The organism is Chryseobacterium sp. VD8 (assembly GCF_037149975.1).
In the GTDB taxonomy this organism is placed as follows: Bacteria; Bacteroidota; Bacteroidia; order Flavobacteriales; family Weeksellaceae; genus Chryseobacterium; species Chryseobacterium indicum.
In genome coordinates, this window is record NZ_JBBCQL010000053.1 from 1 (window position 1) to 22892 (window position 22892).

Genomic DNA, 22892 nt, shown 5'->3' on the forward strand with positions numbered 1-22892 from the left:
TCAGATTTTTAATTTAAGCTATAGTGAAGGATATAATTCTCCTACTGCAAGTTCTTCATTCATAGGAGGATCTGCCAATATGGTTAATGATGATCTTCTTCCTGAAAAGGCAAAAATGTTTGATTTCAGCATACACGGATTGCTATTAGACACAAAATTAGATTATCAAATTTCTATTTTTAATATTAACTATACAAATAAACTTACTCAATTGTATAGTAATAATAATACTTATACATATTGGGCAAATTTGGGAAGTCAGAAAAATACAGGTCTTGAGGTAAGTATTGGATATCAATATAAAAATGACAATTCATTCATCAACAGAGTTGTACCGTTTGTAAATCTTTCTTATTATGATGCAAAGTATAAAAATTTTATAAATAATTTAACAGGGGGAGATTCTAAATATAATCAAATTCATAACGGAGAAAACTACAATCACAAAACGGTTACAGGCGTTCCAAGAAATAAATACGCAATTGGTCTGGATTTATATACAAAACCCGGCTTTTATCTCATAAACACATACAATTATTTAGGAAATGTCTACACAGATTTTGCCAATACCAATCTGGTAAAAGGATTTGGATTGCTTAATTCCAAACTGGGGTATAAAAAATCTTTCGGAAGATTCGATCTTGATGCTTATGTGATGGGAAATAATCTCACCAATCAGATTAATTATACATTTCTGTTCTTAGGAAACAGCATTAATGATTCAGATACAGGAAGTGGCTATCCGAAAGGAGTAGCAACGGATCTTAATCCGGGACCAAGCAAATCCTATTTCTTTTATGGTTTGAACCTTAAATACAGGCTGTAAATTAAAGAAAGCTGTTTCACAAAAGTGGAGCAGCTTTTTTTATAATATTCTTCAATAATTCTCTGCATTAATATGCTGATATTTTTTAAATTTGTTTTTTAGTAGGGATATAAAGATGATCAATAATCCGTTTATTATTAACAAGTTTGGCTTTTTAGGGAATGACTTTTTAAAAGAGCTGGATAAGCATGCTGTTGTTACTGAAATTAAAGCCAAAACCGAAATTGTAAGAGAAGGGCAGAAAAATAAATTTGTTCCCTTTCTTATTAAAGGATCTATACGAGTGTTCAGCCTGAATGACGGGCGTGAACTGATTTACTATTATATCCGTGCCAACGACAGCTGTCTGATGACATTTTCTTCAATTTTTACAGATTATACAAGCCGGATCTATGCCGTTACGGAAGAAGATTCTGAAGTCTTATTATTTCCTGTATCCGTTGTTCACAGATGGCTGATTAAGTTCCCTGAAATCAACAGGCTTTTCTACTCAGAATACGATAAAAGATTTATCGATTTAATGAATATGGTTAATGATGCGGTCTTTCACAGGTTGGATAAGAGAGTTTTAAATTATATAAAACAACAGATTTCAGCAACCGGAAACAATCCCATCAAACTTACCCACAGAGAAATTGCAAACAGTTTGGGAACTTCAAGAGAAGTGGTAAGCCGTGTCCTTAAAAAAATTGAAAATGAGGGAGAAATCATCCAGACAAAAGAAGGCATAAAAATATCTGTAAATGAAAATGTTAGTCGGGGCTAATACATTACATTTAATTAATTTAACATTTTGATTGATAAAAACAATTCAGTCGGTGACTTTTATCACACAATTGTAACTCGATAAGTCGATAAGTTTGTTATACTAATTTAAATATACTTGTATGACAAAAGCTCTCTTATTTTTGTCAATGTTCGCATCAGTTTTTTCCTTTGCACAGGAAGATCTGCTGAAAGATATTGATACCATTCAGACAAAAAACACCGATGTTTCCCAACCCGCTTTTAAAGCATTACAAATTGTTACAGGGCAATCTACCAAACTTCCTGCAAAGAACGAGTGGTATATTGTTGTAGCGCACCGTTTTGGTGATGTAAGCAAAGGCTTTAAAGAATTCTTCGGGCTGGATGATGCTTCTACAAAACTGGGTGCAATTTATGGTGTTACAGATAAAATTTCATTAAGTCTTTCCAGAGAAACCAACCTGAAAACTTTCGAAGGCGGAGTAAAGTACAAGCTAGTACAGCAGAATGAAAATTTTCCTGTAGACATTGTAGGGTATAATGTTTTGGCAGTAAATACAGATCTCAGCAAAGATAATTATCCGCATCTTCAGTTCGGAGACAGGCTTTCTTATCTTACACAGGCATTAATTTCCAGAAGATTCAGCGATAAATTTTCCCTTCAATTGTCGCCATCGTATGTTCATAAAAATCTATATGAGCCTACCATTGAAGACAAAAACCAGTTTCTTGCAGGTTTGGGAGGACGTTACAAAATCTCTAAAAGAGTTTCTATTAATGCAGAGTATTTTGTGAATTTCGACAATCACAGTTTTTATAAAAATCCACTTTCTTTAGGGATGGATATAGAAACCGGGGGACACGTGTTCCAGCTATTATTCACCAACTCCCAGCTTAATTCGGATATCGGTTATTTAACCAATGCTGCAGGAAAATGGGAAAAAGGGCAGATTTTCTTTGGGTTTAATCTTTATAGAGTATTTTAAAGTATGAAAAAGTTTATGTACATCATTTCATCAGCAGTTGTATTAACCGCTTGTGAAAGCAGAACGTATGAGGAAATCTCGGATAATACTCCGATTACCGGAGTTGTAACCTATAATAAAGATGTAAAACCCATTATTGATGCCAATTGTGTAAGCTGCCATTCTCCGGGACCTGAAGATCTTAGAACGTATTCTCAGGTGAAAGGCGATATAGATGGAATTATCGACAGGATAAGCCGCGCGAACGGCGATCCTTTAAAGATGCCTCAAGGCGGAAGCTTATCACCTGCACAGATTAATATCATTACAAAATGGAAAGCCGACGGGCTTCTTGAAAATTAAAGATCAATATGAAAAAGCTAATTTTAATTATATCAGCATTATTTTTTACTAATCTTGCGTTTGCACAGAAATATATGTCTAAAACCGGAAAAGTTTCTTTTGAAGCCTCGGTTCCTTTATTTGAAGATGTTTTTGCGCAGGACGACAATAATGTGGCAGTTATCAATGCCGATACCGGAGAGTTTGCGTCGGTTTCAGTGGTTAAAAATTACCATTTCAAAACAAAATTAATGGAAGAGCATTTCAATGAAAGCTATGCTGAAACTGCTAAATATCCAAAAGCAACCTTCACCGGAAAAATACTGAATTTTGATAAGTCTAAATTATCGGCATCTCCTCAGAAATATACAGTTCAGGGGAAATTGAATTTTCATGGAGTAGATAAAGCGTATAATTCCACTGCTGCTATTTATTCCAAAGACGGAAAAATTTATATGTCAGGCGGATTTATAGTAAAAACGGCAGATCATAAAGTAACCATCCCTAAAATGGTGTCTAAAAAAATTGCTGAAAGTGTAAATGTTCAATACAATTATGTTCTTACAAAACAATGAGAAAATTAATTTTATTGATGGGAATTTTCCTGAGCTTTACTTTTGTAACAGCTCAGGATAAGACTAAATCTATATTTGATCTTGCGAGAAGCGGTACAGTCGCTGAAGTTAAGGATATGATGAAGCAGAACCCTGATATTATTAATCAGACCAATGAAAGCGGTTTTTCTCCTTTAATTCTGGCTTGCTACAGAGGAAATGTTGAGGTTGCCAAATTTCTGATAGACAATGTGAAAGACGTGAACTATAAAAGTCAGGAAGGAACTGCATTATCAGGGCTTTCTGTGAAATATAACAAAGATCTCGTAACCTATCTCCTCAATAAGAAAGCAGATCCTAATATTGCAGATGCTACAGGATCTACCCCTTTATTTTGGGCGGTGAAATTTGGTAATAAAGAACTGATAGAATTGTTACTCAGATATAAAGCAGATAAAACCTTAAAAGATGCACAGGGAATGACTCCTTTTGAGTATGCTTTACAGACAAACAATAAAGAAATAATCAACCTACTTAAAAATTAAAAGATGAAAAAAATTCTACTTATTATTTCAATGGCCATTGCTAATCTGGCTTGGTCACAATTTACGACAAGTACAGTAAGTTTGGGATCTACAGGAATGACTGTGAAAATAGATACCGATGCTACAACAGCTACAATTACGTTAACAGGTTCCAGTACTACATGGTTAGCTATAGGTTTTGGAGGAACGTCTATGAGCGCGATTACAGATTATTTTATCTGGAATTCTACCACAAGCAGAGACTATACAGGTTTAAGCTGTCAGTGTCAGCCAACTGCTGACGCTTCTCAAAGCTGGACGGTAACATCCGATACTACTTCGGGAACTGTAAGAACTGTTGTTGCAACACGACCGTTAACATCATCAGGAGATTATACTTTTTTGAATAATACATCCTCAATTCCTATTATTTATGCCAAAGGTTCTTCAACTACTTTAAGCCAGCACTCATCTACCAACAGAGGTTCCACAACTCTAACGAGAACGGCTCTTCTGGCAACCAACGAAGCAGCAGCTCAAAGCAAAAAAGTAGTTCTTTACCCAAATCCTGCAAAAGAAACCGTTAATTTTAAAAACGCAGATAAAATAAAAAATATCGATGTTTTTGAATCTACAGGAAGAAAGGTGAAAACAATAAAAGCAGATGGAAAAGAAGTCAATATTTTCGATTTGAAATCCGGAAATTATTATCTGGAAATTGCGTTGAAAGATGGAACAACTTCTTTTGAAAAGTTAATTAAAGAATAAAACAGAGACCACTGAAAAGTGGTCTTTTTTATGAAAAATATAAAATGATAATTGTGGCAGAAACGATTAATATAATTCCTGCCAAAGTATTTTTTAATCCCTCAGATTTAGGATGGGAACGGTATTTCTCGTTCATTCTTTCAGAATCGCAGTGGTAAATAAATATCCAGCGAATAAAATTTCCTAAAAGATCCAGTAAAAATTCCAATATTTGATATTTTATCCAAATATAAAATATTCTTTATTTACACTCATTCTAAAAAATACTTTTAATCTTTTTTTAACCGGAGAATCTTTTCTTTCAGGATTCTAGATCCTAATTTTGCACAAAATATAAATCATGAAGAAAAGCCTTCAATTTTTACTGTTAATTTTTTCACTGACAGTTTTCGCCCAAAAAGAAAACACTGATATAGAAGAGGTTGTAATTGCTGATCGGTACAATACTGCTGAAGCCCAGACAAAACCTTATGTCATCATGATTTCTACCGATGGATTCCGGTATGATTATGCTAAAAAATACAATGCAGAAAATCTGTTGAAATATTCCAATGAAGGAGTTCAGGCAAAAGCAATGATTCCCAGTTATCCAAGTATTACTTTTCCCAATCACTGGACATTGATTACCGGATTGTATCCCTCTCATCACGGACTGATCGATAATTATTTCTACGATTATCAAAAGAAGGAAAGTTACGCCATGAGCGATAAAAAAAATGCCGAAGACGGAAACTGGTACGGCGGAACTCCGCTTTGGGGACTCGCTGAAAAACAGGGAATGCTTTCTGCTTCGTTAATGTGGGTAGGTTCTGCAAGTAATGCCGGAGGAAACAGACCAACCTATTATTACCATTATAACGAAAAATTCTCACCGCTGGAAAAAGTGGATAAAGTAATTGAATGGCTAAAATTGCCAATGGAAAAAAGGCCGCATTTCATTTCACTGTATTTTCCTGAGGTTGATGCAAGCGGACATCATTTCGGTCCGGATTCAAGAGAGACAGAAGATGCGGTTCATCTTGTGGATGAAGCTATTGGTGAACTGGCTAAAAAGGTTCATGATTTAGGATTACAAAATGTAAACTTTGTCTTTGTTTCGGATCACGGAATGATAAAAGTAGATGAAGGAAGCCCGTTGGAAATTCCCGCTATGCTTTTTAATAAGGAAAGATTTGATTTTTACAATTCACAGACTTTATTGAGGGTTTACGTTAAAAATCCTGATGAGGTTAAAAAGGTTTATAAAGAATTAAAAGCTAATAAAACAGAAGATTATGAAGTCTATCTGGATAAAAAGCTTCCCAAATATCTTCATTTTTCAACAAAAGATGATCGGTACAAAAGAATCGGGCAGATTTTATTAATTCCGAATGCTCCTAAAATATTTTTGGAAAAAGGTAAAAAATCATCAGTAGGAAAGCACGGCTACAATCCGCAGACAGTTCCTGAAATGAAAGCCACATTCTTTGCGTGGGGACCGGAATTCAAAAATAGTATGGTAATCGATGAATTTCAGAATATCAACGTTTATCCTTTGGTTGCAGAAATTTTAGGATTGAAAATCGATCAGCCGATTGATGGGAAATTGAAGGTTCTGAAGGGGATTTTAAAAGAAAAGTAATAAATTAAGGTTGAGGTAAAGGTTAAATTTAAATAATCTATTGATAAAAGTTTCGGCGAGCCTTTGGCTCGCCGAAACTGATTTGAATGTAATGATTAAATGACATAGGAAAATGGAGCGTTAAGAAAATTTAAATTTAGTCCGTTAAGAAATTCCCGCTGTTTGAAGTGCGAGACAAATATTAAATCAAAAGACAAATCTTTAATTCGCGCAAGTTTTGGAAATTTTAGGATTAAATTTTAATGTTTAGCGCAAGTTTCCGAGTCTTGAATTTTTGTTTCTTTGTTTCAGGACAAAAGAAAAAGTTATAAAATAACATTAAGCATTAAATTTATCCGCAAATTCCTTCGCAAACTCCTCCAGTTTAATTTCGCCATCAACAATAGAACCATGTTCAATAAAATCTTTTTGAACAATGCCTGTTCTGATTCCTCTTCCCATTTCCGTATACAATTCTGCCATTTCCTGCGGAACTCCTGCCTGAAGCATTCCGTGTAAAGAATCTTCATCTTTAAATTCTATCCAAGGAAGTTCCGGTTTTCCGATGGTATTTCCGAAAATATTTGCAAAATCTTTCGCTTTACGAACGTCGCTCACAATATATCTTATATTTTTACCTTCAGAACTTTTTACCAGTTCTTCAGTAGCAGCTTTTGCAATATCTTTTGGATGAACTAATGGAACTTCCGTGTGATCCGGATAATTTGCTCCAAGAATTCCTGCGTTTTTAATCAGAGGAATATCATTAAAGAAATTGATGTAGAAATATCCTGCTCTTAAAAAAGTGACTGACGTATTTTCCAGCTCATTGTAGAATTTCTCAATGGAATGAAGACCTTTTATCGGTCCGTTTTCCACAGGAGAATCTGCTCCGATGCTGCTTAGCATTACGATTCTTTTAACTCCGGTTTGTTGAACGGCTTCAGCGTAATTCTTTCCCGCATTTTTTGTGTTTTCAACAAGATTTTCAAATCCCATATTGGGCGGAGTCATCAGAAACGCGGCATCATTTCCTTTAAAAGTTTCAACTAAAAAGTTGAAGTCTGTAATAGAACCGATAGCGGCTTTAGCTCCCAGATTTTCAATTTCACTTTTTTTAGATTCGCTGCTGCTGATTACAGTAATATCATGTCCTTCTGCAATTAATTGCTGTGCAAGAGGCTTCGCTACATTTCCCAATGAACCGGTGATGATGATTTTCATAATTTTTATTTTTTTGTTGATAAATATTTTTTATTTCCTGATACAAAGGTATATTTGTACTTACTTTTATACAAGTACTTACCCTAAAGTATGTATTCATTATGACAGCCATAAAAGAAACATCCACCATTCAGCAGAATAAAAAATACGCACTCGATTCCTGTCCTGTAACGTATGTCATGGAAAAAATCGGAGGATTCTGGAAACCGATAATTTTATATCATCTTTCCAACGGAGACAAAAGATACAGCGAATTGAAACGTGCCATTCCTGCGGTAACCGAAAAGATGCTGATCCAGCATTTAAAACAACTTGAAAATGATGGACTGATCATCAGAACTGCTAAACCTATTGTTCCGCCACACGTAACCTACGAATTGAGTGAGGCAGGAAAAGGTTTAATTCCCGTTATCAGTTCCATGGCAGAATGGGCATTTAAACATATGGAAGGAAAATATGACCATTTAAGAAATGCAACATTCTAAAAATTTAACAATCAGAAAGCTTAATTTCCATAAACCATAAACCGCCAACAAATAAAGCCCTCCGAAGAGAGCCTTAGTTAACAATATACAAAGAATTAAATTACAAAGATTGCATATCAATCACGAAACGGTATTTTACGTCGCTTTTCAGCATTCTGTCATACGCTTCATTAATGTCCTGCATTTTGATTAATTCAATATCCGATACAATATTATGTTTTCCGCAGAAATCCAAAAGTTCCTGAGTTTCGGCAATTCCTCCAATTAAAGATCCTGCAACCGAACGGCGCTGGAAAATGAGCGGTCTTGTACTTGGAGCTTCATTTTCAAATTCACCTACAAATCCAACCATAACCAAAGTTCCGTTTAAAGCTACGGTCTGCATGTAAGGATTAATGTCGTGTTCATAAGGAACGGTATCAATAATCACATCAAATTTTCCTTTTACTACATCCATCTGATCCTGTTCTGTGGAAATCACCACATGATCTGCTCCCAGATTTTTAGCATCTTCCGTTTTTCCCGGAGTTCTGGAGAATAACGTTACTTCAGCACCTAAACCTTTTGCCAGTTTAATCGCCATGTGTCCCAAACCTCCCAAACCTACAACAGCAACTTTAGAATCACGACCTACATTCCAGTGTCTTAGCGGAGACCATGTTGTAATTCCTGCACAAAGAAGAGGAGCAACAGCCGCTAAATCTAAGTTTTCAGGAACACTTAATACGAAATGCTCATCTACAACTACTTTTTGAGAATATCCTCCGAAAGTATGACCTCCTAAATGTTTGTCAGCTCCGTTGTAAGTTCCTGTGAAACCATTTTGGCAATATTGTTCAAGATCATGTTTGCAGCTTTCGCAATCGCCGCATGAATCTACCATACAGCCAACCGCTGCAAGATCTCCAACCTTAAATTTAGAAACTTCACTTCCTACATTAGTCACCCTTCCCACAATTTCGTGTCCCGGAACTACAGGATACATCGATCCGCCCCAGTCGTTTCTTGCGGTGTGAAGATCGGAGTGACAAACGCCGCAGTATAGAATTTCAATTTCTACGTCTTTTGCGGTTACTTCTCTTCTGGTGATATGTAATTCCTGTAAATCGGCAGTTTTGGATTCTGCCCCGTAAGCTTTTACTGTGAATGTGCTCATTTTGTTTAGTATTAATTATTTTGATTAGTTTATTCTTTGATTCAGAATAGGGAATTCATTATTCTTAGCTGCAAAATTCGAACCTTTTAAAACAAATCATCTTATATAAATTACGGAAAGATGTACCAATTTTACAGACGGAATAAAATGTAGGGTTAAAAGTGGTAATTTTGAATAGCAATTAAAATTTACTTCATGGAAAATCGGGAGACTGAAATCTACAATACAGTTTCAGAATACAATAAAATTCTGAATCACGAGACGTTACATCCTTTGGTAAGTGTAATCGATTTTTCCAAATCTGATCCCATTTGTCAGCATGTAAGACAGTTCGGTTTTTACACGGTCTTTTTAAAAGATGTCATGTGCGGCGATATGCAGTACGGAAAACACAGCTACGATTATCAGGAAGGAACACTGGTGTTTATTGCTCCGGGACAGACGTACGGAATTTATAATGCAGGTACCTACATTCAGCCAGCCGGTTTTGCTCTCGTTTTTCATCCTGATTTATTAAAAGGAACCAACCTCGGAAAAAATATCAAAGACTATAATTTTTTCTCCTACGAGGTACATGAAGCACTGCATCTTTCAGAAAAAGAAAGAGAAATTATTCTCGAATGTTTTAAAAATATAAAGCATGAACTGGAACAGCCGATTGATAAACACAGTAAATCTTTAATTGTAAATAATATCGAACTGTTCCTTAATTATTGTATGCGGTTTTACGACCGTCAGTTTATCACCAGAGATCACATCAATCAGGGAGTTATCGGAAAATTTGAAACTCTTCTGAATGATTATCTGACCTCCGAAAAACCTAAAAATATAGGCTTTCCGATGGTAAATTATTTTGCGGAACAGCTTAATCTTTCCGCGAATTATTTTGGCGATCTCATTAAAAAAGAAATGGGAGTTTCCGCTCAGGAATTCATCCACAATAAACTGATTGATGTGGCAAAAGACCAGATTTTCGATTCTGCAAAGTCCATCAGTGAAATTTCTTATAATTTAGGCTTTAAATATCCGCAGCATTTTACCAGACTTTTTAAAAGTAAAGTCGGTGTTTCTCCGAGTGAATACAAAACGCTGAATTAGTTTAAAAAATAAATTTCTACGAGTACAACGAGCAAATCTGTTGGTTAAATTAGCACAAAAAAGAGATATTGAGCCGGAGTTAAATTAAGAAATCACTACCTTTAAAAAGCAGACCAATATTGTTTCATCATGACGGCACAACAAAATACAGGAATTCATAATTTTCATACTTCTATCGGTAAAATTGCTGCAATAAAAACAAACGGTGTGATCAAAGCGAAAAGCATCCGGTACGCGAGATCAGAAAGATATATAAAGCCCGTTCCTGTAGAAGAAATTCAGAATCACGAAATTCCGGATAAAACACCGGTTTGTCCTCAACACATCAGTCCGTTACTTGAAAGATTGATCCAGAAAACAAATATCGATCATTTTGAACCCGATGAATCTCCTCAGTTTTTAACAGTCACCCGTCCTGAAAATTTTGAAGAAAATGAAAAACTTCCGGTGGTAGTCTGGATTCACGGAGGTTCCTATGAAATCGGCTGTGGAGATCTTCCTACTTCCGATCCTTCGGTTTGGGTAAAAGAACATCATATTATAGTTGTTTCTGTAAGTTATCGTCTCGGACTTTTCGGGTTTTTGGGTGGAAACGAAGAAAGACCTGCCAATTTAGGCTTGTTCGATATCATGGAATCCCTGAAATGGATTCAGAAAAATATTCACAGTTTTGGCGGAAATCCGGAAAATGTTACTCTTTTCGGGCAGTCTTCGGGAGGCGATGCAATTGCACATCTGATGATTTCCGAAGGAATTGACGGTTTGTTTAAAAGAGCTATTATTCACAGCGCGCCGCTTGGTTTCAGGATAAAAAGAAGCAAAATGTCTTTAGAATTTTTCAGGAAGACCGATTTTCTGAAACATGAAAAAGATCCCCTGAAAATGGTGGATGAATACGTGAAATTTTTACCCTCATTCAGAAAATATGGTTTAAAAACGTCCATGCCTTTCTGTACGCAATATGGTTTTGCCCCTTTGTGCACGGAAGAAGAAAGTTTACCAGAATGGAAAGCGAATGCGAAAAAATATGATGTATTGATCGGTTCCAATCATGATGAAACTGCTTTTTATGTAAAAACGGCTCAGGAAGGACTTTACACTTATCTCCACGAAAAAATTCTCAACAAAATCGTTCGTAAAACAACAGAATCCATTTACGAAAAACCGGCAAAGATTTTTGCTGAAAATTATGCTTCAGGCGGTGGAAATATTTATCAGTTTAAAATTAATTCTGTTCTGAAAAACAATTACATCGGAGCTTCCCACTGTGCAGATCTTCCGTTGATTTTCGAAAATCAGGAAGCATGGAAATCGGCAGAACTTTTAAAAGATGTTCCGTGGAAATACATTCAGCAAAACGGAAAAAAACTTCGTGCATTGTGGGCGGAATTTGCAAGGACAGGAAAAATTTCCGATCATTCAGAACGACCGGAAATTCTTGAACTCCGAAAAGTTTAGTTTTATCTTTTAAACACAAATGGCACAAATATTTTCACGAATATTCACAAAGTAATTTTAGATAGATTCATTTAAAATTGTGCTATTTGCAAAAGTATTCATGTCATTTGTGAAAGCTATTGGTCATATCCGTATTCAGACTCATTCAGCAAGCCATACACTCACATTTCCTGCCGGAACCGGGAAATTTCCCCAACCGTTTTCATCAATGGTAATCTTATCCTCAAATCTTCCCAAAGCATCATAAAACGTTTGTCCGATATATCTTTCGCCCATTTCCATTTGTTTTTCGTACGCGTCTTTATTGCTTAAGACAACCGCACATCCGGAATGTTCCTCATCGCCTTCACGAACCCAGCCCAGACAGTTGGCATCCTCAAAATAATCTCTCTGTTCGCCGTAAGCATTGTTTTTTCTGGCTTTCAGAAGTTCTTCAATACCGTCCACTTTATTTAAGAATATTTCCTGATCGTTGCCTTCCTTATCTTTATCCACATAATGCGCTCCGTAGAGATCCGGATAAAATACACACGGATAACCGTCTTTTCTCAGCAGAATCAGTGCATACGCCAAAGGTTTGAACCATTCTTCAACAGGAGCTTCAAGATCCTGTAAAGGCTGTGTATCATGATTATCCACAAGACTTACCGAGTGAAGCGGATCTGCCTGAGTAAGACTTTCGTCAAAAATTCTCCGCAAATCGTAAGACGCTCCTTCATTGGAAGCGGTATGAAAACTATTCTGTAGCGAACTGTCGAAAAGACTCATGCATCCTTCGGTAACATCGATGTATTTCTGCAAGAGATTCAGATATCCGGGAGCCCAATATTCGCCGACCGCAAAAATATTTTTTCCGGTATTGGAACGAAGCAAAGTAAGCCATTCTTTATAAAAATCAAATGAAATATGCTTTAAGGCATCCAGTCGAACTCCGTCGAAATCGGTTTCATCAAAATACCATTTTGCCCAGTTGTTCAGTTCTTCGCGTACGAACGGATTTCTGTGTTCTACATCATTGTACATCAGGTAATCGTAATTTCCCTTCTCATCATCGATCATTTCTTCCCAGTCGGTTCCGTATTCATTTTTAATTTTAAAAATCTGCGAATCCATTCCTTCTGCATAATCTACACCGCTGAAGCAGGTGAAATTCCATTCAAATTCAGAATATTTTTTATTTCTTCCGGGAAAGGTGAATTTGGTATAAGACTGTATTTCTATTTCATCCGAGATTATTTTTTCTCTGTTTTCTTCGTCTACTTTTAATGCTTTAAAGGTTTCCAGTTCATCGCCTCCGCCTTTATGTCCAAGTACAATATCTACAATTACTTTAATATTGTTTTCTTTAAGCGCTTTTATTGCTTTAATATAATCTTCTTTTGTGCCGTATTTGGTGGGAATCGTTCCTTTCTGATCAAATTCTCCGAGGTCATAGAGATCGTAAGCGTCGTAGCCAATAGAATGACCTCCTGTTGCGCCTTTGTAAGCGGGCGGAAACCAGACTGAGGTAATGCCGAGTCCGGCTAAATATTTTGCGTTTTGTTCTGCTTCTTTCCACAGTTTGCTGTCTCCTTCTGTATACCAGTGGAAATACTGAATCATCGTTTCATTCATAAATTGTAAAATTTGGTTACTACAATTTAGTGAAAAAATCCGGATTATCAGTCTTCGAATTCTTTAAACGGAATTTTTAGTTGAACGGAAACCTGTTTTTTTTCTTCGGTATTGAGGTGGGAGAGAGATAATCCCAACAGTCTCACCGGTTTATCGAATGGTCTTAATTCCCAAAGTTTTTTTCCGGTTTTAAGATATTGTTCGGCAGAGGAAAAATATTCTTCTTTGGTGATGCTTCTTGTGTAGAGTGAGAAATCTTTGTATTTAATTTTTAAAGTTAAAGACCTTCCGAGAATATTATTTTTCTGTAATCGTGTGTGAAGCTCTTCACTCAGACTTTCCAGTTTTTCATTGACCTGCTGTTCATCAAAAAGATCTTCAAAAAAAGTTCTTTCTACCGCCACACTTTTCTGGATGCGGTGCGGTTTTACTTCCGAATGATGAATTCCGCGAACCACGTTGTAATAATAAGCTCCGGATTTTCCGAACAGCCTTGTTAAATCTTCAATGGATCTTTTCTTTAAATCTTTCCCTTTGTAAATACCTAAGCTGAACATTTTATTTGCCGTAACTTTTCCGACTCCATAAAATTTTTCTACCGGAAGTTCTTCCAGAAAACCTTCGATTTTGTCGGGATGAATGGTTTTTTGTCCGTTTGGTTTGTTGATGTCTGAAGCAACTTTGGCTAAAAATTTATTCACAGAAATTCCGGCGGAAGCAGTAAGTCCGGTTTCGTCAAAAATTTTCTGACGGATCTCTTTGGCGATCTGATTGGCAGATTCCATTCCTTTTTTATTTTCTGTAACGTCGAGGTAGGCTTCATCCAAAGAAAGAGGTTCCACCAGATCGGTGTATTCGTAAAAAATTTCACGGATCTTTTTAGAAATTTCTTTATAACGCGCAAAGCGCGGAGGAACAAAAATAAGGTGCGGACATTTTTCTTTTGCCGTTTTGCTGGGCATTGCAGAACGGACTCCGAATTTTCTGGCTTCGTAACTCGCTGCCGAAACCACACCACGATGTCCACCTCCGACAGCAATCGCTTTTCCTTTCAATGCAGGATTGTCATGCTGCTCCACAGAAGCATAGAATGCATCCATATCGACATGAATTATTTTGCGCATGGGAAAAGAAGAATCCATACCGCAAAGATATGGATTCCTGTATTTTTAATTATTTTCTTTTGTCCTGAATTTATTTAATCGCAAGGATAGACAAAGGTTTATAGAAATGAAATATTTTTAAGATAAAACAAAGCCGTTTCACTTATTTTCGAAATACAATTGAATAAATTTTGTCTTACTTTATTTAAGCGAAGCTTTGTATAACTTAAAATAATAGACAATATAAAATTATGATTGTCCGTAATTTGTCATAATTAGAAAACCTTTGAGTTCTTCGCTGAGTGAATAGTTTATGCTGAGCTTGTCGAAGCACCTTTGCGAACTTAAAAACAGTTGGTATATAAAAGAATCTTAGTGATCCTTTGCGTAAAAATTAAGCATTATGATCAATAACAGATAATCATATAAGAAATAAAGCTTTGTTTTACTTTGCGGTAAAAATAAGAATTACTTCAAAAGTTGATCAATTGTTGCCTGAATTTCAGGATCTTCAGGAGTAATGGCGTAATATTTTGCAATGGCAGATTTCTGATCGATTACCATATATCTCGGAATCCAGTTCAGATCAACATAATTATTGAAATCATTTTTCCAGCCGGAGGAAAACCAGTAGTTCTCTTTATCTTTCATTTCAAATTTTTCCAGACTTCTGTCAAAGCCTTCTTTGGAACGGTCTAACGATAGAAATACAAAATCTATGTTTTTATTTTTTTCTTCCAGTTCTCTGGCTTTCGGAAGTGCATTTAAACAGTCTCTGCACCATCCTGCCCAAAAATCAATAACCAGAACTTTACCTTTATGCTGATCGAGAATCTGCTGAATGGTAACCGTTTTTCCGTCTTCATCTTCCAGTTTCTGCGCCAAAGCTTCTTTGGAGAAACCCTTTTTCAGAACTTTCGGCGTCTGCTGAGAACAGCCTAATCCGAAAATTCCCATCATTAATAGTAACAACAGTTTTTTCATGTTCAAAAAAATTATGTATGCAAATCTAGACAATGCCGTGCAATCTGTACTGATTTTTTGATGACTTTATGAAAATTGATTGGATTGAATATTTCTATTGAATTTACAATTAAAAAATTCACAAATTTTATCGTTCTGAAAACATCGACAAATATTAAGTCTGTTTAAACTTTTATTTAACCGCAAAAGTCACAAAAGATCTATTAAATTTTTTATTTAAAGCTGAACATTATGAATGAAAAAGCTCACAATAGTTTTTAAAAATCTTTGATTTTTATTCTTTTGTCCCTTTTGCGGTTAATTCTGAAATTAGTTTAAACAAGTTTATTGTTAATAATCTTAGGTTTAGGAATAATTTTTCACCAAACCTTTTACCACTGCAATTACATTCGGCATGGCTGTATTGGCTGCATTCAGAACTTCTTCGTGAGAAACGGAGTGGGCAATATCGGGACCGCCCAAATCGGTCACGACAGAAATACCGAAAACATCCATTCCCATATGTTTAGCAACGATCACTTCGGGAACGGTACTCATTCCCACAAGATCTCCGCCAATGGCTTTAATCATTCCGTATTCTGCGGGAGTTTCGAAAGTGGGTCCCTGTAAAGCTACATACACACTTTGGTGGACGGTAATATTCTGTTCAGAAGCAGTATTTTGTGCAACGGAGATCATTTTTCTGCTGTACGGTTCGCTCATATCCACAAATCGGGGACCGAAGGAATCGATATTTCTGCCACGAAGCGGATGTTCAGGCATCATATTGATGTGATCCCGAATGATCGCGATATCGCCGATCTTATAGCTTGGATTAATTCCGCCTGAAGCATTGGAAAGAATGAGATTTTTAATTCCCAACAGATAAAAAACACGGATCGGAAAGACCACCGTTTCTATGGAATGCCCTTCGTAGTAATGAAAACGACCGCTCATCATCAGGACTTTTTTTCCTTCCAGAATTCCGTAGATCAGTTTTCCGCCGTGTCCTGCAACGGTAGTCTGCGGAAAGTTGGGGATTTCAGCATATTCTAAAGTATAAATGGCTTCCACTTCATCCTGCAGCTTGCCTAAGCCGGAGCCTAAAACAATGGCAAAATCAGGAGTTTCTTTAATGATGTTTTTAACGAAATCTGCGGTCTGTTTAATTTTTTCTAACATAATCTAAGATGATTTGATTGAATTCTTCCTTTTTATCAATAATTACATTGATCGGCCAGTAGTAAACAATATCTCTAAGATAGTCAAAACTTTTCAGACGAACATAGTCTTTTTCAGTGGTTAAGATCAATTTATACTCCCCTAATTTTTTATATTCCGCGACAATATTTTTGATGTCGGCTTCCGTGAAATTATGATGGTCTCTGAATTTTAAATGTTTTACCCTCTGCGAAAATTTCGCAAGGTGGGTGAGGAGTGGTTTCGGATTCGCGATTCCTGTAATTAAAAGAATGTCGTAATAATTCAGGTTGTTGTCGGGAAGCATTTTTTCTTTTCCGTATACATTTTCGTCGTATCCGATGGATGAAAAGAACACTTTCTGTGTACGATCCGGTCTTATTCTGGAAATGTAATACTGTTTGGTTTCCTCGGTAAGTTCATCGGGACATTTGCTCACCATGATGATATCCGCTCTTTTGGATCCGGCTCTGGATTCTCTTAAATCTCCCGCAGGTAAAAGATGATCCTTAAAATAAGGATCATTAAAATCGGTCATCATAATATTGAATCCTGCTTTTATCGCTCTGTGCTGCATTGCATCGTCCAGAACCAGAACATCAAGATCCATATCGCTGATTACTTTTTTGGCTCCCGGAACTCTTTCTTCGGAAACTGCGATTACAAAACGGTTTTTAAAGCGTTCAAACAACTGCATGGCTTCATCGCCTACTGTTTTGTAGTTGCTTTCATAATTCGTAACAGCATATCCTTTCGTAAGTCTTCCGTATCCTCTGGAAAGCACACCGGTTCTGTAATGTTTGGACAGGAAATGTGCAAGATACATCACCATCGGCGATTTTCCGCTTCCGCCCACAGAAAGGTTTCCGACACAGATTATCGGCGTTTTGAATTTCACAGATTTAAAGATTCCCAGATCATACATTGTGTTTCGGATACCCGTTACCATGTGATAACCGAGGGAAAAAGGATAGAGGTACCATCTTTTCATACGTTTGCAAAAATAGGAAATTTCACATGGATTTGGATGATTATGGTAGCTACTTTTCGATATTTATTTTAAAAAATCTGTTATTGATTATCATCAAATTAAAGTATTTTTGTAGAGTTATAATCTGCTGTGCATTTTAACTTGTCTTTCTGTAATAAGTGAAATGCCTTTGTTTATCTTTAAATATTTGGGAATTGTAGATAAATAAAAATCTTTGTAGTCCTTTGCGTCTAAGCTCTCGCAAGGTTAAACAAAGTTTTATTAAAACAAATCTTTTTTTAAGTTAAACAAAGCCACTTCGTTTATGGAAGAAATACAAACTGATATTGATTCAAATTAAGTTATATGTAGAAATAAACAACAGATATTTATTTTATTACCTTGAGATATTTTATAGAATTTTCCTACAACGGCAAGAATTATTTCGGTTACCAGATTCAGCCGAATGCTATTTCTGTGCAGGAAGAGCTGGAAAAAGCACTTTCCACGATTTTAAGAGAAGAGATTAAGACAACGGGAGCGGGAAGAACGGATACGGGCGTTCATGCGAAGAAGATTTTTGCTCATTTTGATACGGAGAAAGTTCTGGATCAGGAACTGGTGAGAAGACTGAACAGTTTTCTTCCGGCAGATATTTCCATTAAAAGGATTTTTCCTGTAAAAGATGATTTCCATGCGCGTTTTGATGCTACTTACCGAACGTACGAATACTATATTTCCCTTGAAAAAAATCCGTTCACGGAAGAATCGGCGTGGCAACACTGGAGAAAACCTTTAGATGTCGAAAAAATGAATGAAGCCTGTAAAATTTTATTTGAATATGAGGATTTTACGAGTTTTGCAAAATTACACACCGACAATAAAACCAATCTCTGCAAAATCTACAAAGCAGAATGGGAGCAGCATGGAAGCGAACTGAAATTTACCGTTTCTGCGAACCGCTTTCTGAGAAATATGGTGAGAGCTATTGTGGGAACAATGGTAGAAGTAGGTTCAGGAAAATTACAGTCTGAAGATGTAAGAAAAGTTATTGAAGACAAACACCGGAATTCTGCGGGAACTTCTGCACCGGCTCACGGATTGTATCTCGTGGATGTGGGGTATGATTTTGAGTAATATTTAAACACAAATTCCACAAATAATTCCACGAATATTCACTAATCAATTAAAAATTGCTTTAAATAGATTTGAGTCATTTGTGAAAAATATGGATGTAATTTGTGTTTAAATGAAAACAAAAAAACGAAAATCATGAACGAAATCGAAAGACTTGCCTTTGCATTACAACATTTCGCGGGACTTGAGGAGTATGATTTTCAGCCGTCATTGGTAGTTTGCCTCGTCGGACATTCACATTTGCTTCCCTGAATATGGGTTTGCGCTGTCGGAAGTTCATTTTTGCCTGCCCCAAAATTGGTTTGCCCTGTCGGACATTCACACTTGCTTTCCTGAATATGGGTTTGCCCCGTCGGAACTTCCGACGATAAGAACCTGTAAAATCTTGCCGCCGGAGATCTCCGATGATCTGTGTTTTTTGCTCTGATTATTTTTAAATTGAGCATTTTTATTGTTTTTCATCTATATCATAAATAACAGCTATCTGAATTTTTCATGGGTATTTCACAAACTTGTAAAGGCAGACAAATTTGAAAGTCTTATTTTTGCATAGAATTTTATATAATTCTTTTCTTCAATTCGTACAATGAAAAAACAAGATACCTGGGGAATTGTAAAGAGGTTGTTCTTTATCGGAATGAAGTTCCGTTCTTGGTTCATCCTTACTTTAGTGATTTCCATTTTTCTGGCAATAGTTTCTACTTACCGTCCTTATCTTACCATGGAAGTGGTGGATAATGATATTACCAAGCTGAAAGATAAAGCGCTGATGCTAAAGCATATTTATCTTTTGGTCGGTCTGGTTTTCACAGAAACCATTTTAAACTTTTTTCTGGTTTATTTCTCCAATTTCATTTCTCAGAATGTAATCAGAGACATAAGAGAGAGGCTGTATAATAAGCTGATTTATTTTAAAACATCTTTCTTCGATAAAACTCCGATCGGACAGTTGGTGACGAGAGCGGTAGGTGATGTGGAAACCATTGCAACGGTTTACACGGATGGTTTTTTAATGGTTTTCGGGGATGTGCTGAGAATTATTTTTGTACTGGTGATGATGTTCAGTACCAATGTTCATCTCAGTTATATTACACTGGCTATTTTACCTTTAATGGTGGTGATTACAAGATTCTTCCAGAAAAGGCTGAAAAAGGCATTCGGAGACGAAAGAAACTGGACTTCCAACCAGAATTCTTTCGTTCAGGAAAGACTTGCGGGAATGCCCATCATTCAGGTTTTCAACAGGCAGGAAGCGGAATTTAAGAAGTTTGATGATATCAATATTACTTTAAAGAGTGCTTTGCTGAGAACGGTTTTTATCTTCTCTCTGTTTTTTCCTGTGGTGGAATTAATTTCTTCTCTTTTCATCGGGTTTATCCTTTTTTACGGAGGTTATATTACAATCAGTGCGGGAGTTGTGATTGCATTTATTCAGTATATTTCGATGCTGATCCGTCCTTTGAGACAGATTGCCGACCGTTTCAACAACATTCAGCGAGGAATCGTAGGCGCAGAAAGAGTTTTAGGATTAATGGATGAAGACAATGCCATGCCGAACAACGGGAAAGTGGAAAAAGATCATTTTGACGGAAAAATTGAATTTAAAGATGTACATTTTGCGTATGACGAAAAGCAGGAAGTATTAAAAGGAATTGATTTTAAAGTAAATCCGGGTGAAACTGTTGCCATTGTAGGCGCAACCGGAGCCGGAAAATCTACGATCATCAGTTTAATTACAAGATTGTATGATATCAATTTCGGAAATATTTTAATTGATGATGTTGATCTGAAAGATTATGAGCTTTATAATTTAAGAAGCCACATCGGAGTTGTTCTGCAGGATGTTTTCCTGTTTCACGGAAGTATTTATGAAAATCTTTCGTTTGGGGATGAAAGCATTACACTGGATAAAATAAAGGCAGGAGCAAAAGAAATTGAAGTTGATGAATTTATCGAACAGCTTCCGGGAGGATATGATTATGTGGTAAGCGAAAGAGGTTCGTCCATTTCTCTTGGGCAGAGACAATTGCTGTCTTTCTTAAGAGCCTATCTGTCTGATCCGAAGATCCTGATTTTAGATGAAGCCACCTCTTCCATCGACCACGAAAGTGAAAAACTGATTCAGAGAGCCACGGAAAAAATTACGAAAAACAGAACATCAATCATTATTGCACACCGACTTTCTACCATTGAAAAAGCGGATAAAATTATCGTGATGGAACATGGAAAAATTGTTGAAGAAGGCAAACATCTCGAACTTCTGGACAAAAACGGATATTACTCCACCCTTTACAAAGCTCAGTTGAGGCATGAAGTGGAACTGGAAGAAGAAGAAACTAAGAAGTAATTTGTTGTAGATATAAGGAGGTTAAAATCGATTGGTTTTAACCTTTTTTTTATTTGATTTCGTATTCTTTCTGTAAAATTTTCAAAAATTCATCCTTGGAGATTCCTTTTTCGGATTTGAAATGGATATTCATCAGACCTTCATCCGTTGTAAATTTATCTTTTCCGTAAAGATGATCCAATAAACTTTGAAGTGAATATTGTCTGGTTTCAACGCTGTGTATTTTGTCATCAACAATTTTCGTTTCGGATAAAACAGGTTCGTTGTCATCTATAAAAGCTTTCTGCTCAATTCTTATATCGTAATCCTGTGTTTTTTCAGCAAAAGGAGACGTAAAAAGCAACATGATGCAAGGAATAGAAATTCCGAACAGAAGATTCCATAACGCATGATAAAGCATGCTGTAAAAAATATTCAGCCTTACGCGGATGTAGCTTAAAATAAGCCCTCCCGACAATTGAGAAGCCACAATGAAGGGTGACAATGCATAAAAACTCCACGAATCATTCACGTAATTGTCCAGATGTACCAATCCGAAGATGATTGAGGAAATGTATACGAGAAACGGAAAAATTCTGTTCCATTTTTCCCTGCTGATAAAGTGTGAAAAGAAGTTTTTGTAACGAAGAACATACCGGAAAATAAATTCTTCCGAAAGCGGAGCAAAAATTACCATTAAAAAGACCGCCTGAAGCCATGTTAAATTTTCAAAAGCATCGGATGGTTTTAGAGTGATGCATTTTTCCGCCAGATAGTTTAGAGGAAGTACGACAATCAAAAAGAAAACGATCTCAATAATCAGAAGATTGGAGATGAGCTGAAGTTTTCTTTTTGAAGAAAGTGCTGTCTGCACATCATCGGGCTTTTTCATGAACTGTAAAAAAGCGGAGATATCATGTTTAAATCTCAGAAAGTAATTCACGGATTGTTTTTAGGAATAAGTTTTAAGAACTATAAATTGGTTACGGTTTTATTTCTTTTTAAAGGTACAGAAAATAAAGTTTTGGACAGTGCTGAAAGGGGTAGTGTGATCTTCTGTGATACAATCTGTTTTTTCAAAGCTGTTTTCAAAAATAGAATTCATCGACTCTTCATCATATTGCGAGATTTCAAGTCCGCTGCATTTTTTCGGACCGTTTTTAGAAAAAGTTCCTACAATAAGGTTTTTCGAAACCGCTTTTTCTGCAATTCTTACATATTTTGAAATATCTTCCGAATGGGTAAGGAAATGAAAAGCTGCTCTGTCATGCCAAATATCATACGTTTCTTCAGGAGTAAAGGCGGTGATGTCTGCAACAATCCATTGTATTTTTTCTGCGTCTTTCCCTAACCTTCGTTTTGCTCTTTCCAAGGCTTTTTCAGAAATATCAAGAACGGTTATGTTTTCGTAGCCCTCTTCCAGAAGAAAATCTGCCAGATTGCTGTCTCCGCCGCCAATATCGATAATTTTTACACTTTTATCCGATCCTAAAGATCTGATGAGTTCCAGTGAGGTCTGCGGTTTTTTCTGCGTCCAGCTTACTTCTTCAGGGGTTTTTGTTTCATAGACATTTTCCCAGTGGCTTTTATTGGTCATTTCGAAATACTTTTAGAAATGCTAAATTAAAATTTTAACATCAAAGTTGTTTAAAGTAAAATGGTAGAAAACTCTATAGAGTTTTATCTGTGTAGACACCATATTCGAAAGGCGTTCTGCGTTCCGTAGGAACGCTATCTTTAGAAAATGTATCGTATTTAAGATATCAATCCTATGGATTGATTGACGGATTTATTCTTATTTCTACACAGATTCTGCTCCTAAAGGAGCAAAC

At 36.2% G+C, this 22892-nt stretch carries 24 protein-coding genes; 13 read left to right on the forward strand and 11 right to left on the reverse strand.

Going from position 1 to position 22892, the window contains the following annotated elements:
* The 7 genes from WFK35_RS08280 to WFK35_RS08310 form a co-directional block, all read left to right on the forward strand.
* A partial coding sequence (locus WFK35_RS08280) for a TonB-dependent receptor domain-containing protein (protein WP_336732248.1) occupies positions 1-826 on the forward strand: 826 nt, incomplete at its 5' end.
* Between the two features lie 115 nt (positions 827-941).
* Positions 942-1592 carry a Crp/Fnr family transcriptional regulator gene (locus WFK35_RS08285; RefSeq protein ID WP_336732250.1) on the forward strand — a complete coding sequence of 217 codons (651 nt, stop codon included), beginning with the start codon at positions 942-944 and terminating at the stop codon, positions 1590-1592.
* A 121-nt stretch (positions 1593-1713) separates the two neighbouring features.
* Positions 1714-2559, forward strand: coding sequence for a DUF5777 family beta-barrel protein (locus WFK35_RS08290; protein WP_214590985.1), 846 nt, complete (start codon positions 1714-1716; stop codon positions 2557-2559).
* 3 nt (positions 2560-2562) lie between these two features.
* Positions 2563-2901, forward strand: coding sequence for a c-type cytochrome (locus tag WFK35_RS08295; RefSeq protein WP_235131857.1), 339 nt, complete (start codon positions 2563-2565; stop codon positions 2899-2901).
* Between the two features lie 8 nt (positions 2902-2909).
* Positions 2910-3455, forward strand: coding sequence for a YceI family protein (locus tag WFK35_RS08300; RefSeq protein WP_214590984.1), 546 nt, complete (start codon positions 2910-2912; stop codon positions 3453-3455).
* On the forward strand, positions 3452-3979 hold the full coding sequence (locus WFK35_RS08305) for an ankyrin repeat domain-containing protein (RefSeq protein ID WP_214590983.1): 528 nt from the start codon (positions 3452-3454) through the stop codon (positions 3977-3979). Before WFK35_RS08300 ends, WFK35_RS08305 begins: the two co-directional genes overlap by 4 nt.
* 3 nt (positions 3980-3982) lie before the next feature.
* Positions 3983-4726 carry a T9SS type A sorting domain-containing protein gene (locus WFK35_RS08310; RefSeq protein ID WP_336732253.1) on the forward strand — a complete coding sequence of 248 codons (744 nt, stop codon included), beginning with the start codon at positions 3983-3985 and terminating at the stop codon, positions 4724-4726.
* 28 nt (positions 4727-4754) lie between these two features.
* Here the strand turns inward: WFK35_RS08310 and WFK35_RS08315 are convergent, their stop codons facing one another.
* A complete protein-coding gene (locus WFK35_RS08315) occupies positions 4755-4934 on the reverse strand; it encodes a hypothetical protein (protein ID WP_214590981.1) in 180 nt (59 codons plus the stop codon).
* Positions 4935-5066: 132 nt separating this feature from the next.
* Between WFK35_RS08315 and WFK35_RS08320 the strand changes: the two genes are divergently transcribed.
* On the forward strand, positions 5067-6347 hold the full coding sequence (locus WFK35_RS08320; protein ID WP_336732255.1) for an alkaline phosphatase family protein: 1281 nt from the start codon (positions 5067-5069) through the stop codon (positions 6345-6347).
* A gap of 318 nt (positions 6348-6665) precedes the next feature.
* On the opposite strand, the gene WFK35_RS08325 is transcribed toward WFK35_RS08320, so the two are convergent.
* Entirely contained in the window at positions 6666-7550 is an 885-nt protein-coding gene (locus WFK35_RS08325; protein ID WP_336732257.1) for an NAD(P)H-binding protein, read from the reverse strand.
* Between the two features lie 101 nt (positions 7551-7651).
* Here WFK35_RS08325 and WFK35_RS08330 point away from each other — a divergent pair, with 101 nt between their 5' ends.
* Positions 7652-8035: a winged helix-turn-helix transcriptional regulator gene (locus tag WFK35_RS08330; protein WP_336732259.1), complete on the forward strand. Its 384-nt coding sequence runs from the start codon at positions 7652-7654 to the stop codon at positions 8033-8035.
* A gap of 100 nt (positions 8036-8135) precedes the next feature.
* Here WFK35_RS08330 and WFK35_RS08335 read toward each other — a convergent pair whose 3' ends face one another.
* Positions 8136-9191: an NAD(P)-dependent alcohol dehydrogenase gene (locus tag WFK35_RS08335; RefSeq protein WP_336732262.1), complete on the reverse strand. Its 1056-nt coding sequence runs from the start codon at positions 9189-9191 to the stop codon at positions 8136-8138.
* Positions 9192-9386: 195 nt separating this feature from the next.
* On the opposite strand from WFK35_RS08335, the gene WFK35_RS08340 reads away from it, so the two are divergent.
* Both WFK35_RS08340 and WFK35_RS08345 read left to right on the forward strand, forming a co-directional pair.
* On the forward strand, positions 9387-10289 hold the full coding sequence (locus WFK35_RS08340) for a helix-turn-helix domain-containing protein (RefSeq protein WP_336732264.1): 903 nt from the start codon (positions 9387-9389) through the stop codon (positions 10287-10289).
* Between the two features lie 129 nt (positions 10290-10418).
* The gene (locus tag WFK35_RS08345) at positions 10419-11747 is read left to right on the forward strand and encodes a carboxylesterase family protein (protein ID WP_336732266.1); all 1329 of its coding nucleotides are present in this window, start codon (positions 10419-10421) and stop codon (positions 11745-11747) included.
* A gap of 141 nt (positions 11748-11888) precedes the next feature.
* Here the strand turns inward: WFK35_RS08345 and WFK35_RS08350 are convergent, their stop codons facing one another.
* From WFK35_RS08350 to lpxK, 5 genes are all read right to left on the reverse strand, one after another.
* Positions 11889-13361, reverse strand: coding sequence for an alpha-amylase (locus tag WFK35_RS08350; RefSeq protein ID WP_336732267.1), 1473 nt, complete (start codon positions 13359-13361; stop codon positions 11889-11891).
* Between the two features lie 47 nt (positions 13362-13408).
* A complete protein-coding gene (gene dinB / locus WFK35_RS08355) occupies positions 13409-14503 on the reverse strand; it encodes a DNA polymerase IV (RefSeq protein WP_235131868.1) in 1095 nt (364 codons plus the stop codon).
* 429 nt (positions 14504-14932) lie between these two features.
* Complete coding sequence (locus WFK35_RS08360) at positions 14933-15448, reverse strand: TlpA family protein disulfide reductase (RefSeq protein ID WP_214590975.1); 516 nt, start codon at positions 15446-15448, stop codon at positions 14933-14935.
* A 345-nt stretch (positions 15449-15793) separates the two neighbouring features.
* On the reverse strand, positions 15794-16609 hold the full coding sequence (locus tag WFK35_RS08365; protein WP_336732269.1) for a purine-nucleoside phosphorylase: 816 nt from the start codon (positions 16607-16609) through the stop codon (positions 15794-15796).
* Entirely contained in the window at positions 16593-17618 is a 1026-nt protein-coding gene (gene lpxK, locus WFK35_RS08370) for a tetraacyldisaccharide 4'-kinase (RefSeq protein WP_336732271.1), read from the reverse strand. The genes WFK35_RS08365 and lpxK overlap by 17 nt, the downstream gene beginning before the upstream one ends.
* A gap of 381 nt (positions 17619-17999) precedes the next feature.
* On the opposite strand from lpxK, the gene truA reads away from it, so the two are divergent.
* A complete protein-coding gene (gene truA / locus WFK35_RS08375) occupies positions 18000-18734 on the forward strand; it encodes a tRNA pseudouridine(38-40) synthase TruA (protein ID WP_336732273.1) in 735 nt (244 codons plus the stop codon).
* 200 nt (positions 18735-18934) lie between these two features.
* Here truA and WFK35_RS08380 read toward each other — a convergent pair whose 3' ends face one another.
* Entirely contained in the window at positions 18935-19180 is a 246-nt protein-coding gene (locus tag WFK35_RS08380) for a hypothetical protein (RefSeq protein ID WP_336732275.1), read from the reverse strand.
* A 140-nt stretch (positions 19181-19320) separates the two neighbouring features.
* Between WFK35_RS08380 and WFK35_RS08385 the strand changes: the two genes are divergently transcribed.
* Complete coding sequence (locus WFK35_RS08385) at positions 19321-21081, forward strand: ABC transporter ATP-binding protein (protein WP_336732277.1); 1761 nt, start codon at positions 19321-19323, stop codon at positions 21079-21081.
* Between the two features lie 49 nt (positions 21082-21130).
* Here WFK35_RS08385 and WFK35_RS08390 read toward each other — a convergent pair whose 3' ends face one another.
* Both WFK35_RS08390 and WFK35_RS08395 read right to left on the reverse strand, forming a co-directional pair.
* Positions 21131-22003, reverse strand: a complete 873-nt coding sequence (locus WFK35_RS08390; RefSeq protein WP_336732279.1) for a CPBP family intramembrane glutamic endopeptidase — start codon at positions 22001-22003, stop codon at positions 21131-21133.
* Between the two features lie 48 nt (positions 22004-22051).
* Entirely contained in the window at positions 22052-22657 is a 606-nt protein-coding gene (locus WFK35_RS08395; RefSeq protein WP_336732281.1) for a class I SAM-dependent methyltransferase, read from the reverse strand.
* Between the last annotated feature and the right edge of the window lie 235 nt (positions 22658-22892).

Coding starts and splice junctions, on each gene's coding strand:
- WFK35_RS08285 (WP_336732250.1), top strand. CDS start 942: ATGATCAATAATCCGTTTATTATTAACAAGTTTGGCTTTTTAGGGAAT.
- WFK35_RS08290 (WP_214590985.1), top strand. CDS start 1,714: ATGACAAAAGCTCTCTTATTTTTGTCAATGTTCGCATCAGTTTTTTCC.
- WFK35_RS08295 (WP_235131857.1), top strand. CDS start 2,563: ATGAAAAAGTTTATGTACATCATTTCATCAGCAGTTGTATTAACCGCT.
- WFK35_RS08300 (WP_214590984.1), top strand. CDS start 2,910: ATGAAAAAGCTAATTTTAATTATATCAGCATTATTTTTTACTAATCTT.
- WFK35_RS08305 (WP_214590983.1), top strand. CDS start 3,452: ATGAGAAAATTAATTTTATTGATGGGAATTTTCCTGAGCTTTACTTTT.
- WFK35_RS08310 (WP_336732253.1), top strand. CDS start 3,983: ATGAAAAAAATTCTACTTATTATTTCAATGGCCATTGCTAATCTGGCT.
- WFK35_RS08320 (WP_336732255.1), top strand. CDS start 5,067: ATGAAGAAAAGCCTTCAATTTTTACTGTTAATTTTTTCACTGACAGTT.
- WFK35_RS08325 (WP_336732257.1), bottom strand. CDS start 7,550: ATGAAAATCATCATCACCGGTTCATTGGGAAATGTAGCGAAGCCTCTT.
- WFK35_RS08330 (WP_336732259.1), top strand. CDS start 7,652: ATGACAGCCATAAAAGAAACATCCACCATTCAGCAGAATAAAAAATAC.
- WFK35_RS08335 (WP_336732262.1), bottom strand. CDS start 9,191: ATGAGCACATTCACAGTAAAAGCTTACGGGGCAGAATCCAAAACTGCC.
- WFK35_RS08340 (WP_336732264.1), top strand. CDS start 9,387: ATGGAAAATCGGGAGACTGAAATCTACAATACAGTTTCAGAATACAAT.
- WFK35_RS08345 (WP_336732266.1), top strand. CDS start 10,419: ATGACGGCACAACAAAATACAGGAATTCATAATTTTCATACTTCTATC.
- WFK35_RS08350 (WP_336732267.1), bottom strand. CDS start 13,361: ATGAATGAAACGATGATTCAGTATTTCCACTGGTATACAGAAGGAGAC.
- dinB (WP_235131868.1), bottom strand. CDS start 14,503: ATGGATTCTTCTTTTCCCATGCGCAAAATAATTCATGTCGATATGGAT.
- WFK35_RS08360 (WP_214590975.1), bottom strand. CDS start 15,448: ATGAAAAAACTGTTGTTACTATTAATGATGGGAATTTTCGGATTAGGC.
- WFK35_RS08365 (WP_336732269.1), bottom strand. CDS start 16,609: ATGTTAGAAAAAATTAAACAGACCGCAGATTTCGTTAAAAACATCATT.
- lpxK (WP_336732271.1), bottom strand. CDS start 17,618: ATGAAAAGATGGTACCTCTATCCTTTTTCCCTCGGTTATCACATGGTA.
- WFK35_RS08380 (WP_336732275.1), bottom strand. CDS start 19,180: ATGCTCAATTTAAAAATAATCAGAGCAAAAAACACAGATCATCGGAGA.
- WFK35_RS08385 (WP_336732277.1), top strand. CDS start 19,321: ATGAAAAAACAAGATACCTGGGGAATTGTAAAGAGGTTGTTCTTTATC.
- WFK35_RS08395 (WP_336732281.1), bottom strand. CDS start 22,657: ATGACCAATAAAAGCCACTGGGAAAATGTCTATGAAACAAAAACCCCT.